Here is a 14,428-nt window from a genome sequence, read left to right on the forward strand (position 1 = left end):
GACCGAGGGAAAGGACCTCATGGCGACCCTGCTCTACCGGCTTGGCCGGGGCTCGATGCGCCGGCGGCGACTCGTCGCCGCGATCTGGCTCGTCGTACTCGTCGGGCTCGGCCTGGCCGCGGCGACCCTGCGCGGCCCGACGGCCAGCAACTTCACCATGCCCGGCACCGAGTCCCAGCGCGCGCTCGACCTGCTCGACGAGCAGTTCCCGGCGGCAGCCGGCGCCACCGGCACCATCGCGGTCAAGGCGCCGGCCGCCGGCCAACTCGGCACCCCCGAGGGCCGGGCGGTGGTCCAGGCGATCACCCAGGAGGCCATGGCCCTGCCCGGCGCGGTCGGCGCCGTCGACCCCTTCCAGGTCGGCGCCGTGTCGCCCGACGGCCGGTACGCGCTGATCCAGGTGCAGTTCAACGGCGGCGCGGACACGGTGACCGCCGAACAGCGGGACGCCTACGAGAAGGTGGGTGCCGAGGCCGCGCCGCAGGGCTGGCAGGTGGCTCCCGGCGGTGAGGTGCTCAACACCGAGCCCGAGGTCGGCTCCACCGAGGCGATCGGCGTCGCGGTGGCGCTCGTCGTCCTGGTCGTCACCTTCGGCTCGCTGGTCGCGGCGGGGATGACCATGCTCAACGCGCTGATCGGGGTCGGCGTCGGCATGGCCGGGCTGTACGCGCTCAGCAACGTGGTCGAGCTGACCAGCACCGCGCCGATCCTGGCGCTGATGCTCGGCCTCGCCGTCGGCATCGACTACTCGCTCTTCATCACCTCGCGGTACCGGCAGAACCTGCTCGACGGGCTGCCGGCCGACGAGGCGGTCGGTCGCGCGGTCGGCACCGCCGGTTCGGCGGTGGTCTTCGCCGGAGCCACGGTGGTCATCGCCCTGGCCGGCCTGGCCGTGGTGAACATCCCCTTCCTCACCGTCATGGGTCTGGCCGCGGCCGGCACGGTGACCGTCGCGGTGCTGGTGGCGATCACCCTCCAGCCGGCCCTGCTGGGCTTCGCCGGTGGCCGGGTACTGCCCCGCCGACTGCGCGCCACGGTCCCGGTCACGACCGAGGAGAGTGCCGGGGCCACCACCGGCGACGGCAGCGCCGCGCTGGATCGCGCCGCCCCGGAGGCCGGCACGCTCGCCGGCGAGGACCGCTCGGCGTTCGGGTTCCGCTGGGCCGGCCTGGTCACCCGATTCCGGATCCCGGTGATCCTGGTCGGCGTACTCGGCCTCGGGCTGCTGGCGTTGCCCGCGCCGGACATGCGCCTCGCCCTGCCGGACGCCGGCACCGCACCGGCCGGCTCGCCGGCCCGGGTCTCCAACGACCTGATCACCGAGGGCTTCGGCCCCGGCTTCACCGGTCGCCTCGCGGTGGTCGTGGCGGGCGACGACGCCCAGGCCACCGCTGCGGCTATTCCGCAGGTCACCGGGCTCGTCCAGGGCACCGAGAACGTGCTCGCGGTGGCCCCGCCGCAGCTCAGCCCGGACGGCCGGACGGCGCTGCTCGGGGTGATCCCGCAGACCGGCCCGACCGACCCGGCCACCGAGACGATGGTGCACGACATCCGTACGGCGGTCGCCGGCGTGCCGAACGCGGACGTGCTGCTGACCGGCGTGACCGCGATCGGCATCGACATCTCGGAGAAGCTCTCCGACGCCCTGCCGGTCTACCTGATGCTGGTCGTCGGGTTGTCGATCCTGCTGCTCATGCTGGTGTTCCGGTCGCTGCTGGTGCCGGTCAAGGCCGCGCTGGGCTTCCTGCTCACCGTCGCCGCGACCTTCGGTGTCACGGTGGCGGTCTTCCAGCAGGGTCACCTCGCCGACCTGGTCGGCCTGGACACCCCCGGTCCGCTGATCAGCTTCCTACCGATCCTGCTGATCGGCATCCTGTTCGGCCTGGCCATGGACTACGAGGTCTTCCTGGTCTCCCGGATGCGGGAGGACTTCGTCCACGGTGACACCGCCCAGCAGGCCACCATCAACGGGATGGGCCACGGCGCCCGGGTGGTGACCGCGGCCGCACTGATCATGACGTCGGTCTTCGGTGGCTTCGTCTTCCTCGACGACCCAGTGATCAAGTCGATGGGCTTCGCGCTCGCCATCGGCGTGGCCATCGACGCCTTCGTGGTACGGATGACCATCGTCCCGGCGGTGATGTCGCTGCTCGGCAAGGCGGCCTGGTGGCTGCCACGCTGGCTGGACCGGGCACTGCCCAACGTCGACATCGAGGGCGAGAAGCTCCGCGCCCAACTCGACAAGATGTAAGGAAGGGCCCCCTGTTAACGCCTCGTGCATAGCAGGGGGCCCCTATTAACAAACCCCGTCGCCGCGCGACTCAGACGCCGGCCGGATACGTCTCCATCTCGCCGGCAGCGGGAAGCGCCGGCAGCGGATGCAGCGCGGTCGTCTCGTCGCACCAGATGAAGGCGTCGTACCGCTGCCCCAGCCGGGTGGGCACATAGTTGCCCCACGACTCGAAGGACGGGTCGTACACCACCCCGATCGCCCGGTGGTCGAGGGTGTCGGTGACCCAGCCCGGCTGGTCCGGTCCGCCGAAGACCAGCACCGCGCGGTCCGGCATCAGCTCGTGCAACCGCTGCTCCACCGAGCCGGCACGGGCCGGCGGCGCGAGCATGGCCTCGGCCGGCGCGCCCCACCTCGGCGCGGCGATCACCGTCCCGCGCCAGCTACCGAAGCCGATCAGTACGACGTCGTCGGCGCCGTGGCGTTCCCGGGCCAGCTGACCGATGTTCAGCATCCCGCCGGTGGCCATGTCGGTCGCCCGCGCGTCGCCGACATGCGTGTTGTGTGCCCAGACCACCCCCCGGGCGTCCGGCCCGTAGCGGTCCAGCAACCGATCCAGCGTGTCGGCCATGTGAGTGTCCCGGACATTCCACGAAGCCGGGCCACCGGAGACCATCGCCCGGTAGTAGCGCTCCGCGCCCGCCACCACCTCCGCGTTCTGCCAGGCCGAGAAGGCTCCCGGTCCGTCCACGGCGGCCTGTTCCCGGGTACGCGTCAACAGCCGTACCACCTCCTGCTCGCAGCGCGCGGAGACGAACCGGGCCGCGGTCCCGTACTCCTCGATCCGCTTGCCGTACGGCTCGAAGCAGCGGTACGCCTCCTGCGCGGCCTCCAGCGACGCCGGGTCCTCCTCGCCCAGGTAGTCGAAGATCGCCTGCATCGACTCCCAGAGGCTGTAGACGTCGAGGCCGTGGAAACCGACCCGGGCCGGCTCGGCCCGCTCCAAGTTCCACGCGCGCAGCCAGCGGCAGAAGCGGGCCACCTCGGCGTTCGCCCACATCCAGGTCGGCCACCTCTCGAAGCGCTCCAGCGCGGCCTGCGGCTCGGCCGCGCCACCCGGCGCCCCGGTCACCGAGCGGTGCACCCGGTCGCAGTCGGGCCAGTCACCTTCGACCCCGACGAAGTTGAACCCGCACTCGGCGATCAACCGGCGGGTGAGCTGCTCCCGGATCCGGTAGTAGTCGTAGCTGCCGTGGGTGGCCTCCCCGATCATCACCACCCGGGCGTCCCGCACGCGCTCCAGCAGGGGATCGAAATCACTCGGCGCGCCGAGCCGCTGTACGAGCATGACTGCGGCTACCCGGCACCCCGGCGGGCAAACGCGGACCGCCCCGGTGGTGTGCGGAGGTGGTCGCCCGGGTAGATCGGACGACATGTCCGACAGCGGTTTGTCCTTGCCGGAGTACCTCGCGGGGCTGGACTATCCCGTCTCCCGCGAGGACCTCGTCCGCTGGTGCCAGGAGAACGGCGCGAGCACGGAGCAGTTGCAGGCCGTACGAGCTCTGCCCATGGAGCAGTTCAGCTCCCCCGCCGAAGTGACCGAGGCGCTGCGCGCGACGCTCTGACCGGGTGCGCGCGAGATGCATCGCGCCCAAGGCGAGCTTGCGCGAGATGTTAAGAAGGGGCCCCTTCAATGCACTAGGCGTTAAAAAGGGGCCCTTCCTTACATCTGTCAGCGGGCGTGGAGCAGGCGGTGCAGGGTCAGCCACTGCTCGGGCCAGACGTGCCCGACCGGCGCGGCCGGGTCGAGTCGGCTGGCGCGCAGGGCCGCCACCAGCCGGGCCCGCGGGTACTCGCGGGCCAGCGACGCCGCGAGGGAACCGCCGGCGCCGCCGAAGCCCAGCTCGACCATCCGGCGGTACGACGGCAGGGCGGCGGCCGCCACCAGTGGCTGCGCCCGCCGCTCGATGCGCAGGATGCCCGCCTCGACCCGGGGCACCGGACGGAACGCGCTGCGCGGGATCCGCCCGACGAGCCGCCAGTCGAACTCCGGCCAGGTCAGTACGGTCAGCCGGGTCCACCGGCCGTAGTCACCGGCGCGGCGGCGGGCGTACTCCAACTGGGTCAGCAGGGTCGCCGTACGTAGCCGGGGCGCGGTCAGGCACCAGCGCACCACGGCCGCGGTCAGCGACCACGGGATGTTGCCGATCACGGCGAACTCCTCGTGCGGCGGCGACGCGGCGAGGAAGTCGGCTTGGCGGTGGGTGACCGTGGGCAGGGTCGCGCAGACCAGGGCCAGTTCCGCTCCGACGTCGGGGTCCACCTCGTACGCGACCAGCCGGCCGCAGCGCGCGGCCAGTGGCCGGGTCAGTTGCCCGCGCCCGGCGCCCACCTCGAGCACCAGCCCGTCGGGATCCGGGCGGGCGGCGTCGACCATCCGGGCGATGGCGGCCGGGTCGGCGAGGAAGTTCTGGGAGAGCACGCGACGGGACCGGTCGCGTTCGGTGGTGCGGGTTCGGCGGGGTGCCATGGCGTCGTCCTGTCTGTCGCCGGGCGGCGACGGATGCGGACAGGCAGCCGTGAGCGGGGCCTGTCCGAGGGCTCGGGACTCGGACGACCCTGGTGAGATGGCGCGAGGGCACGGCGACCTGCGATGCGCAGGCGGGTGCCGGAGGAGTACGCGGAGGCGTCAGTCGCGGATCGCGCCGGCCAGGGCCGGACGCCGGACTCGCGGGCGGGCCTGCAACAGCGGCCCGAACGCGGCCGGCGCAACGGCCGCGTTGATCAGAGCGTACGTAGCCATGGCCGCGACCCTACCGACTGCCATCTCCCCCATCCACCGCTTTTCCGGTCGGCTCAGCTGGGCAGGTCGACGGGAGTGCCCTGGGTGCGGGCGGCCTCGGCGGCGGCCAGCACGGCCACCACCTCGCGGCCGAAGCGCACGTCGCAGCGGTGGTCCCGGGTGCCGGCGTCGATCTCCGCCAGCAGTTGGTCGATCGCCATCCCGAACGCGGTCGCCGGACTCGCCTCCGGGACCGGGATCGACTCGACGCCGTTCTCGCCGTACAGGACGAACTCGCCGGCCACCGCCGTCGGCGGGGCGTCCAGGGTCAGCGACACCGTGCTGACGACGCCGCCGTCATGGGTGAGCAGCAGGTGCACCAGGCCGCCCGGCCCGTCGACGGCCACCACCCGGGTCACCCGGCCGAGCACCGGCAGCAGGATCGCCAGGGCGTGCGGACCGATGTCCCACAGCGCGCCGTGTCCGCGCCGCCAGGGCGACTGGGCGTACGGGCTGCCTGGCTGGAAGGCCGAGGCGAACCGGACCACGTTGGCGGTGTGCCAGCCACCGGCGGCCGCGGCGGCGGCGACGAAGCCGGCGACCTCGGGCTGGTAGCGACCGGTGAAGAAGACCACCGAGGCCACACCCGACCGGGTCGCCGCCTCGACCACCCGGTCGGCATCGGCGATGCTCAGCGCGAGTGGCTTGTCCAGCAGCAGGTGCCGACCGGCGGTGGCGGCCCGGACGGCGATGTCCGCCTGGACGTCCGGCGGGAGTGCGACGGCCACGGCGTCGCACGCCTCGATCAGCGCGTCCACATCGTCGAAGGCCGGTACGCCGTAACGGGTGGCGAGGGCAGCGGCCCGGTCCCGGTTGCGGCCCCAGACACCCACCAGGTCGGCCCTCGGGTGTGCGTCGAGCGCCGCCCCGTGCGTCTCCGCCGCCCAGTGACCGGTGCCGAACAACCCGAACCGCATCACGCGTACCTCCCCATCGTCGTCGTGACCCCCGACACGGTCCACGCTATCGGCTGCCGGCGGCGACAGCCGTCCCCACGAGGGTGGCGTCGCGGTGACGTCGCACCCGTGCCAGCGGTGACCGGCGGGCCCGACCGGGCTTTACTACGAGGATTAGTAGAGTGGGGCGGTGAACGACTTGAGCGCCGGGCGGCACCGGTGATCGGCACCGGGTCACCGGTCGACGGAGTACCGTCCGTCGCCGCCATCGTGTTGTCGCTGCTGGTCGCCGCCTGGGCACTGGTGGCCGTGCTGCGCCACCGGGCGCCGGACCGGGTGCAGCTGATCGGTTTGGCCGTGCTGGAACTGGTCCTGCTCGGGCTGGCGGTGCTGGCCGGGGTGGCGCTCGCCGGTGGCGAACGGCCCGGTGAGCCGGGAGCGTTCTTCGGCTACCTGGTGACGCTGGTCTTTCTGCCGCCGCTGGCCGCGGTGCTGGCCCGGATGGAGCCGACCCGCTGGGGCTCGGCGATCGTCTGCGCCATCTGCCTGGTGACGCCGGTGGTCGTGGTGCGGCTTCAGCAGACCTGGGAGCTGCTCGGTGGCTGAGCTGCGGACCGCCCGGTCGACGAGGACCAACGCCGGCCCGGGCCGGCTGCTGATCGCGGTGTACCTGCTCTTCGCGATCGCCGCCACCAGCCGGGCCGGTCTGCAGATCGCCACGAGGTTCGGCGAGGCGCCGCTGGCGTACCTCCTCTCCGCGCTCGCCGCGGTGGTCTACATCGTGGCGGCGGTGGGCCTGGCCCGGGCCGGCCACGCGGGCCGCCGCGTCGCCTTCGCCTGCTGCACCGTGGAACTGGTCGGCGTGGTCGGGATCGGCGCATTCAGCCTCGTCCGGCCCGATCTCTTCCCCGACGAGACGGTCTGGTCCGGCTTCGGCAGCGGCTACGGCTACATCCCGCTGCTGCTCCCGATCCTCGGCCTGGCCTGGCTCGCGAAGACCCGGTAAGGAAGGGCCCCTTCTTAACAATCAGCACCCGTCCGCCGCCGCGGGCCACCACAGGCCGCGCGGGAGGGGTGGTCAGGAGCGGCGGAGCCGGATCCAGCGGTAACCGAAGCCGGCCAGCTTCAGTTTGTCCAGCTTGCCGACGTCGTCGTAGTTGCGGTCGGCGAGCACGTCGATGGGCAGGTCCGCCTCGGGCTGGAACAGGCTCAGATCCAGCTCGGCATCGGCGGTACCCAGGTTGTGCAGGAAGACCATCGTGCCGCTCGGCCCGTCGGCCCGGTGCGCCAGCACGCCCGGGGGCATCGGCACGTCGATGTGGGTGGTGTTGCCGAAGCCGGTCTCCGGCGCCTCCCGGAGCGTACGGATCATCCGCTCGAACCAGGCCAGCAGCGAGTTGCGGTCCCGGCGCTGGAGCGTGACGTTGACCTTCCCGTACCCGTACTCGCCCTTTTCGATGACCGGACGGAGCAGCTTCTCCGGCTCCGCGCTGGAGAAGCCGTTGTTGGTCTGGCTCGACCACTGCATCGGGGTACGGATCGCCTCCCGCCCGGGCAGCGAGAGATCCTCGCCCATCCCGATCTCCTCGCCGTAGCGCAGCACCGGCGTGCCGCGCAGCGAGAACTGCAGGGAGTACGCGAGCTCGATGCGCCGCCGGTCGTTACCGAGCATCGGCGCGAGCCGGCGGCGGATGCCCCGGTCGTAGATGCGCATGTGCTCCTCGGGGCCGAACTGCTCGTACACCTGGTTGCGCTGTTCGGCGGTGAGCCGCGAGAGATCGATCTCGTCGTGGTTACGCAGGAAGGTGGCCCACTGCCCGCCCTTCGGCAGGGCCGGGGTGTCGCGCAGCGCCTCGATCACCGGTTCCGGGTCCTGTCGGGCCAGGGCCAGCATCAGCCGCCCGTTGAGCATGAAGTCGAAGAGCATGTGTACCCGGTTCGCCGAGCCGCCACTGTCACCGAAGAAGGCGGGCAGTTCGTCCGGCTCGACGTTCGCCTCGGCCAGCAGGACCGCGTCACCCCGGCGCCACTGCACGTGCTGGCGCAGCTCGGTGAGGAACTCGAAGTCCAGCTCCGGGTTCGGGTCACCGGGCTCGGTCCGCTCGATGATGAACGGCACCGCATCCATCCGGAAACCGGAGACCCCGAGCTGGAGCCAGAACGACATGATCTTCTTTATCTCGGCGCGTACCGCCGGGTTGGTGGTGTTGAGATCCGGCTGGAACTTGTAGAAACGGTGGTAGTACCACGCCTTGGCGGTCCGGTCGTAGGTCCACGTCTCGTGCTGCTCGCCGGGGAAGACCATGCCCTGGTGCCGGTCGGTCGGCTCGTGATCGGACCAGACGTACCAGTCGCGGTACGGCGAGTCCGGCGAGGAGCGCGCGGACTGGAACCACGGATGCTGGTCCGAGGTGTGGTTGACGACCAGGTCGATGATCACCCGGATGCCCCGGTTGCTCGCCTGGTGCAGCAGTTCGGCGAAGTCGCCGAGGGTGCCGAACCGGGGGTCGATGTTGTAGAAGTCGGTCACGTCGTACCCGTCGTCGTCGTTGGGCGACGGGTGGATGGGGTGCAACCAGAGGCAGGTCACCCCCAGCCGGGCCAGGTAGTCCAGTCGGCTGATCAGGCCCGGGATGTCGCCGACCCCGTCGCCGTTGGAGTCCGCGTACGTGTCGATGTCGAGGCAGTAGACGACCGCCTCCGAGTACCACCTGTCAGACATGCCCCCGTACCTTCTCCGATCCGGCCCGACGGCAAACGCGCCGTCGTACCCGAGCGCCGGATCGGCCGACCGGTGTTAAGAAGGGGCCCCTGCTCTACCGGAGGCGTTAACAAGGGGCCCCTCCTTACACGTCAACGGCGGAAGTGGAACCAGTTGACGTTGACGAAATCGTTGGGCTGGCCGCTGCTGAAGGTGAGGTAGACCGTGCGCCGGCCGGTCACCGAGGAGACGTTGCCGGGCACCGAACGCCAGCTCTGCCAACCTCCGGTGTTGGCGATGGCGAAGCTGCCGATCGGGGTGCTGGTCGGGCTGTCCAGCCGGACCTCCACCAGGCCGCTGACGCCGGCCGCCGCGCCCGAGGCGACCCGGGCCACGAAGTCACGCGGGCCGGGGGAGCCGAACTCCACGTTGTCGAAGCGGACCCAGTCGCCGTTGCGCAGTGCCCCGATGTTCTGCCCGCCCTCGGCGCAGGCCTCAACGATCACGCCGTTCTGCGCGTTGAACGACTCGGCCTGGATCGTCGCGTACGCGTCCCGCACTCCGCCCGTCGGCGGCGGCGTGGTCGGGGGCGGGGTGGTCGGTGGGGTGGTGCCGCCGCCACGGCTGTAGACGGCCACGTAGTCGACCAGCATGGGCCGGCCGGGCACGGTCGCCGAGGTCGGCGTGGCGCTACCGGCCACGCCGTCCGGGAAGGCGCCGCCCATCGCCACGTTGAGCAGCAGGAAGTAGCCGGCGTGGCTGGTCATCTGCGACCAGTACGGCTCGCCGACGCGGGTCTGGCTGACCGTGTGGTAGAGCTGCCCGTCGACGTACCAGCGCAGTTGCTGGGGGCTGACTGAGGCGTCCCACTCGAAGCGGTAGGTGTGGAACGCCGACTGGCAGGTGCTGCCCGGGCAGGACCGGGAGGCGCCGATGCCGTTGAACTCGTCGCACGGGCCGCCCGGCGCGACGCCGCAGTGCAGCACGCCCCAGACGGTGTTGAGCCCGTTGACGTTCTCCATCACGTCGAATTCACCGACGCCCGGCCAGTTCTGGTAGTTGCCCCGGTACGGCGACCCGAGTGCCCAGAACGCCGGCCAGTAGCCGGCCGCGGCCGCGCCGGTGACGTTGGGCATCTGGATCCGGCCCTCGATGGCCAGCACGCCACCGGACGGCGGCTTGAAGTTGCTGCGTACGGTCTCGATGCGGGCCGAGGTCCAACGGCCGGCGCTGTCGCGCAGCGGGGTGATCCGCAGGTTGCCGGCGCCGTCGTGGCTGACGTTGGCGGTGCTGTTGGTGTACGTCTGGATCTCGCCGGTGCCCCAGTTGGGCGGGCCACCCGGGTAGCTGGTGCCGGTGTCGATGATCCAGTTGCTGGCCGACGGGAGGGTGTTGGCGGCGCCGGTGAAGTCGTCGCTCCACACCAGGCTCCAGCCGGACGGGGGCGGCGGCACGGCGGCGTCGGCGGTCGTGGTGAGCCCGGCCAGGCCGGTGGTGACGGCGGTGAGCAGTGCCAGGGCGAGCGGAAGGCGACGTCGGGCGGGCAGGGCGGCGGGTGCCGCCGGGGCAGGTGCCATCGGACTTGCCTCTCTATGGGACGGGGATTAGAGAGCGCTCTCTGACGAGTTGTACGTCCCACTCTCGCAGTTGTCAATGTCGATGGACCGACGCGCGGGGACGACGGGCCGCGCGGCCGGCGTTTCCCGCGCCCGTCACAACGGGTACATGCCCGGCCGACCGGGCGCGGACGGACCGCACCGGCAGGAGCGGGAGTTCCAGACCAGCCAGATCGAGATCGGCAGCCCGCCGGGGCTGGCACTCTCCTCGATCCGGCACTCCCTCGCCCTGCTCCGCGCCGCTCTCGCCGACGCCGCCGAGCGGGCCGACGTACGGCTGCTCGCGATCGGGACCGGCCCGGTCGACGGCCCGGGGCGAGGACACCGGCTACGCCAGTTGGCGCTCGATCGAGTGGGAACGCTGGCCATCGGTGGCCCCCACCCCGTACCTGGTCAACCATGACCACTACCGCCGGCTGATCAGTCAGCTGATCGGCAGCGGCGTGATGCTCGACGAGGGGATGCTCTGCTGGTACGCCCGACTGTCGGCCAGGTACCCGACGGTCGAGCTGCGCATCGGGGACGTCTGCCCGACGGTGGACGAGGCGGTGCTGGTCGGCGCGCACTGGCGGGCCGCGCACGACGGCCTGGAGGGCTCGGCGGTCGACCTGACCACCGGTGAACTTCGGCCGGCGTGGGACGTGCTCTACCAGCTGGTCGGGCGGCTCGGGCCGGCCCTGGAGCGGCACGGCGACCACACCGAGGTGACCAGCCTGCTGGAGACGCTGCGCCAGCACGGCACCAGCGCGGCGCGACAGCGTTCCGCGTACGCCCGCACCGGCCGGGTGGAGGATGTGGTGGCGGACGTGGCGCGACAGACCCGGGGAGAGGCCCCGGGGTGACAGGAGGGTTGCCGTGGCGGAACGGATGATCGTGGTCGGCGGGGACGCCGCCGGGATGGCGACCGCCGCCCAGGCACGACGGCGCCGGGACCGGCACGACCTGGAGATCGTCGCGTTCGAACGGGGGCACTTCACCTCGTACTCCGCGTGCGGCATCCCGTACTGGATCAGTGGTCTGGTGCCCGACCGCGAGCAGCTGGTGGCCCGGGACCCGGCGACCCACCGCGAACAGTTCGACATCGACGTGCGAATCCGGCACGAGGTGACCGCGATCGACCTGGACCGCCGCGAGGTCCTCGCCCGCGACCTGGACGGCGGCGGCGAGGTCCGCGAGCGCTTCGACACCCTGATGTACGCGGCCGGCGCGGTGCCGATCAAGCCGGACTGGGCGCGGAGCGACATGGCCGGGGTCTTCGGCGTGCAGACCCTCGACGACGGCACGGCGCTGCGGCAGTGGCTGGACGCCGAGCCGGGGCCCCGACGCGCGGTGGTGGTCGGCGGCGGCTACATCGGCGTCGAGATGGCCGAGGCGCTGGTCCTGCGCGGCCTGTCGGTAACCCTTGTCGAACGCGGCGAGCAGCCGATGTCGACGGTGGATCCGGACATGGCCCGGCTGGTCACCGAGGCGATGCGCGGGGTGGGCGTCGACATCCGCACCGGAGTGCGGGTCATCGGGCTGTCCGAGCGCGACGGCCGGGTGTCCGGGGTGGAGACCGACACCGACCCGATCCCGGCCGACCTGGTGGTGCTGGGTCTCGGCGTACGCCCGAACACCGCGCTCGCCGAGGCGGCCGGCCTGCCGCTCGGCCCCACCGGCGGGATCCGGGTGGACCGCCGGATGCGGGTCACCGGGGTACCCGGAGTGTGGGCCGCCGGGGACTGCGTGGAGACGCTGCACCGGGTCAGCGGGATGCCGGTGCACGTGCCGCTCGGCACGCACGCCAACAAGCAGGGCCGGGTGGCCGGGATCAACATCGGCGGCGGGTACGCCACCTTCGCCGGGGTGATCGGCACCGCCGTGACCAAGGTCTGCGACCTGGAGGTGGGCCGTACCGGGCTGCGCGAGCAGGAGGCCCTGGCCGCCGGCTTCGAGTTCGTCACGGTGATCGCCGAGTCGACCAACCGGGCCGGCTACTACCCGGGAGCCCGACCGATGACCGTGAAGCTGATCGCCGAACGGACCAGCGGACGGCTGCTCGGAGCGCAGATCGTCGGCTGGTCCGAGGCGGCGAAGCGGATCGACACGCTGGCCGTGGCGCTGTGGAACAAGATGACGGTGGACGACATGACCGCGCTGGACCTCGGCTACGCCCCGCCGTACGCCCCGGTCTGGGACCCGGTGCTGGTCGCCGCCCGCAAGGCCGTCGACGCGCTCGCCCGCTGAGCCGCTCGGGATTGTGGCGACCGCTCGACCTCGACCACAATGCACCGGTGAGCGGCGCGCTGCGGATTCCCGACGAGCTGACCTGGTTGCGCGGGATGGCGGGCGGCCCGCAGTGGCTGGCGGAACTGCCCGACGGGCTGGCCGCCTGCGCCGCCCGCTGGTCGCTGCGGGTCGGGGCGCCCTTCGGGTACGCCTTCGCCTCGCTGGTGGTGCCGGCCGACCTGCCGGACGGCACCCGCGCGGTGCTCAAGTTGCAGTTTCCCGACGCGGAGAGCGAGCACGAGGCGACCGCGTTGCGGCGCTGGAACGGCGACGGCGCGGTCCGGCTGCTCGCCCACGACCCGGGTCGGCGGGCGCTGCTGGTGGAACGCTGCTGTCCCGGCACGCCGCTGCACGCGCTGCCGCTCGACGACGCGCTCGACGTGGTGGTGGGGCTGCTCCCCCGCCTCTGGGTGCCGGCGGGCCGGCCGTACACGTCGTTGGCCGACGCGGTGGCCGGCTGGGCGACCAACCTGCCGGTCGCCTGGGAGCGGAACGGCCGGCCGTACGAGCGACGGCTGGTGGACCTGGCGCTCGACCTGCTGACCGGGCTGGCGGGCAGCCAGGGCGAGCAGGTGCTGGTCAACCAGGACCTGCACGCCGCCAACGTGCTGCGCGCCGAGCGTGAGCCGTGGCTGGTGATCGACCCGAAGCCGCTGGTCGGTGAGCGCGAGTTCGCGGTGGTGCCGATGGTGCGCGGCACCGAGCTGGGTCACTCCGCCGCAGCGGTCCGGCGTCGGCTGGACCGGCTCAGCGCGGAGTTGGGGCTGGACCGCGAACGGGTCCGCGACTGGACCATCGGCCAGACGATGGCCTGGAGCATCGCTGGCGACAAGATCTTCCACGACCACGTCGAGGTGGTCCGTTGGCTGCTCAACGAGGGGTGAGGGTGCCGCCCTTCCTAACACCAGGTGTCAGGAAGGGCCCCCTCCTATACATCAGGCGTTAAAAGGGTGTCCTTTCTTACATCTGGCAGGTGGGGCACCAGTAGAGGTTGCGGGCGGTGATGGTGCCGCGGCTGACCGGGGTGCCGCAGACGTGGCAGGGCTGGCCGGCGCGGCGGTAGACGTACACCTCTCCGCCGTGCCGGTCGACGCGGGCCGGGCGGCCCATCGCCTCGGGCAGGTGCGCGGCGCGGACGGTGTCGATCCGACCGGTGCCGACGGCGAGCGTCATCAGCTCCACCAGGTCGGCCCAGAGCGCGTCCCAACCGGTGCGGTCGAGGTCCCGGCCGGGCAGGGTCGGCGGCAGCCCGGCGCGGAACAGCGCCTCCATCACGAAGATCAGACCGGTGCCGGCCACCACCGACTGGTCCAGCAGCAGCGCCGCCAGCGGCGTCGAGCTGCGCCGGATCCGGGCGTACGCCTGCTCCGGGTCGGCATCGGCGCGCAGCGGATCGGGCCCGAGGCGGGCGCGCAACGCCGCCGCCTCGGGCGGGGTGAACAGTTCGCAGGCGGTGGGCCCACGCAGGTCGAGCCAGTGCCCATCGCTGCTCAGCCGCAGTCGGATCTGCCCCACCGGCTCGGGCGGCACCCCGACACCGTCGGTGACCTTGCCGTACAGCCCGAGGTGTACGTGCAGAATCAGCTCACCGGCGTAGTGATGCAGCAGGTGCTTGCCGTACGCCTCGGTGCGCTCCAACACGGTGCCGGAGAGCCGTGCGGCGCCCTCGGCGAACCGGCCCTGCGGGCTGGCGGCGAGCACCTTGTCCCCGGCGAACAGCTCGGCGTGCCGGGCCGCCAGGCGATGGATGGTGTGTCCCTCTGGCACGGCCGCCAAGCTTAGTGCGACCGGCAATCGGGCCTGCCAGCCGCGCGTGCCCTGGCATGACCGGGTGGTGGGAATTCGGGCGGGGTGTCTGGTTCAATTGCGCGTCGG

General features: G+C 72.1%; 11 protein-coding genes and 2 pseudogenes. 7 read left to right on the top strand and 6 right to left on the bottom strand.

Annotated features, from left to right (window positions below):
- Nucleotides 1–19: 19 nt before the first annotated feature.
- Nucleotides 20–2,251 carry an MMPL family transporter gene (locus IEY61_RS15635; RefSeq protein ID WP_189044878.1) on the top strand — a complete coding sequence of 744 codons (2,232 nt, stop codon included), beginning with the start codon at nt 20–22 and terminating at the stop codon, nt 2,249–2,251.
- Between the two features lie 70 nt (nt 2,252–2,321).
- On the opposite strand, the gene IEY61_RS15640 is transcribed toward IEY61_RS15635, so the two are convergent.
- A complete protein-coding gene (locus tag IEY61_RS15640) occupies nt 2,322–3,578 on the bottom strand; it encodes an erythromycin esterase family protein (RefSeq protein WP_189044880.1) in 1,257 nt (418 codons plus the stop codon).
- A gap of 85 nt (nt 3,579–3,663) precedes the next feature.
- Between IEY61_RS15640 and IEY61_RS15645 the strand changes: the two genes are divergently transcribed.
- Nucleotides 3,664–3,855 carry a DUF2795 domain-containing protein gene (locus IEY61_RS15645; RefSeq protein WP_189044882.1) on the top strand — a complete coding sequence of 64 codons (192 nt, stop codon included), beginning with the start codon at nt 3,664–3,666 and terminating at the stop codon, nt 3,853–3,855.
- Between the two features lie 107 nt (nt 3,856–3,962).
- On the opposite strand, the gene erm is transcribed toward IEY61_RS15645, so the two are convergent.
- Together erm and IEY61_RS15655 are read right to left on the bottom strand one after the other, a co-directional pair.
- Entirely contained in the window at nt 3,963–4,760 is a 798-nt protein-coding gene (gene erm / locus IEY61_RS15650; protein ID WP_189044884.1) for an ErmE/ErmH/ErmO/ErmR family 23S rRNA (adenine(2058)-N(6))-methyltransferase, read from the bottom strand.
- A gap of 326 nt (nt 4,761–5,086) precedes the next feature.
- Nucleotides 5,087–5,992: a Gfo/Idh/MocA family protein gene (locus IEY61_RS15655; protein ID WP_189045100.1), complete on the bottom strand. Its 906-nt coding sequence runs from the start codon at nt 5,990–5,992 to the stop codon at nt 5,087–5,089.
- Between the two features lie 195 nt (nt 5,993–6,187).
- Between IEY61_RS15655 and IEY61_RS15660 the strand changes: the two genes are divergently transcribed.
- Entirely contained in the window at nt 6,188–6,574 is a 387-nt protein-coding gene (locus tag IEY61_RS15660; protein WP_189045102.1) for a hypothetical protein, read from the top strand.
- Nucleotides 6,567–6,971: pseudogene (locus tag IEY61_RS15665) on the top strand (hypothetical protein); the annotation flags it as partial. The gene IEY61_RS15660 and the pseudogene IEY61_RS15665, both read left to right, overlap by 8 nt.
- 75 nt (nt 6,972–7,046) lie before the next feature.
- On the opposite strand, the gene IEY61_RS15670 reads toward IEY61_RS15665, so the two are convergent.
- Both IEY61_RS15670 and IEY61_RS15675 read right to left on the bottom strand, forming a co-directional pair.
- Nucleotides 7,047–8,690: an alpha-amylase family protein gene (locus IEY61_RS15670; RefSeq protein WP_189044888.1), complete on the bottom strand. Its 1,644-nt coding sequence runs from the start codon at nt 8,688–8,690 to the stop codon at nt 7,047–7,049.
- Between the two features lie 131 nt (nt 8,691–8,821).
- On the bottom strand, nt 8,822–10,246 hold the full coding sequence (locus tag IEY61_RS15675; RefSeq protein WP_189044890.1) for a carbohydrate-binding protein: 1,425 nt from the start codon (nt 10,244–10,246) through the stop codon (nt 8,822–8,824).
- A gap of 187 nt (nt 10,247–10,433) precedes the next feature.
- Here IEY61_RS15675 and IEY61_RS31245 point away from each other — a divergent pair.
- The 3 genes and pseudogenes from IEY61_RS31245 to IEY61_RS15690 all read left to right on the top strand — a co-directional run.
- A pseudogene (locus tag IEY61_RS31245) lies at nt 10,434–11,127 on the top strand (carboxylate-amine ligase); the annotation flags it as partial.
- A 13-nt stretch (nt 11,128–11,140) separates the two neighbouring features.
- Nucleotides 11,141–12,511: an FAD-dependent oxidoreductase gene (locus IEY61_RS15685; RefSeq protein WP_189044892.1), complete on the top strand. Its 1,371-nt coding sequence runs from the start codon at nt 11,141–11,143 to the stop codon at nt 12,509–12,511.
- Between the two features lie 47 nt (nt 12,512–12,558).
- Nucleotides 12,559–13,437, top strand: coding sequence for an aminoglycoside phosphotransferase family protein (locus tag IEY61_RS15690; protein WP_229705942.1), 879 nt, complete (start codon nt 12,559–12,561; stop codon nt 13,435–13,437).
- A 76-nt stretch (nt 13,438–13,513) separates the two neighbouring features.
- On the opposite strand, the gene IEY61_RS15695 is transcribed toward IEY61_RS15690, so the two are convergent.
- Nucleotides 13,514–14,320, bottom strand: a complete 807-nt coding sequence (locus tag IEY61_RS15695; protein ID WP_189044895.1) for an Fpg/Nei family DNA glycosylase — start codon at nt 14,318–14,320, stop codon at nt 13,514–13,516.
- Between the last annotated feature and the right edge of the window lie 108 nt (nt 14,321–14,428).

Origin of the sequence: Micromonospora sonchi, from assembly GCF_014646235.1 — a bacterium.
GTDB lineage: Bacteria > Actinomycetota > Actinomycetes > Mycobacteriales > Micromonosporaceae > Micromonospora > Micromonospora sonchi.

Bases quoted from the DNA above. Each gene is read 5' to 3' on its own strand.
- IEY61_RS15635 (WP_189044878.1), top strand. From the start codon at position 20: ATGGCGACCCTGCTCTACCGGCTTGGCCGGGGCTCGATGCGCCGGCGG.
- IEY61_RS15640 (WP_189044880.1), bottom strand. From the start codon at position 3,578: ATGCTCGTACAGCGGCTCGGCGCGCCGAGTGATTTCGATCCCCTGCTG.
- IEY61_RS15645 (WP_189044882.1), top strand. From the start codon at position 3,664: ATGTCCGACAGCGGTTTGTCCTTGCCGGAGTACCTCGCGGGGCTGGAC.
- erm (WP_189044884.1), bottom strand. From the start codon at position 4,760: ATGGCACCCCGCCGAACCCGCACCACCGAACGCGACCGGTCCCGTCGC.
- IEY61_RS15670 (WP_189044888.1), bottom strand. From the start codon at position 8,690: ATGTCTGACAGGTGGTACTCGGAGGCGGTCGTCTACTGCCTCGACATC.
- IEY61_RS15675 (WP_189044890.1), bottom strand. From the start codon at position 10,246: ATGGCACCTGCCCCGGCGGCACCCGCCGCCCTGCCCGCCCGACGTCGC.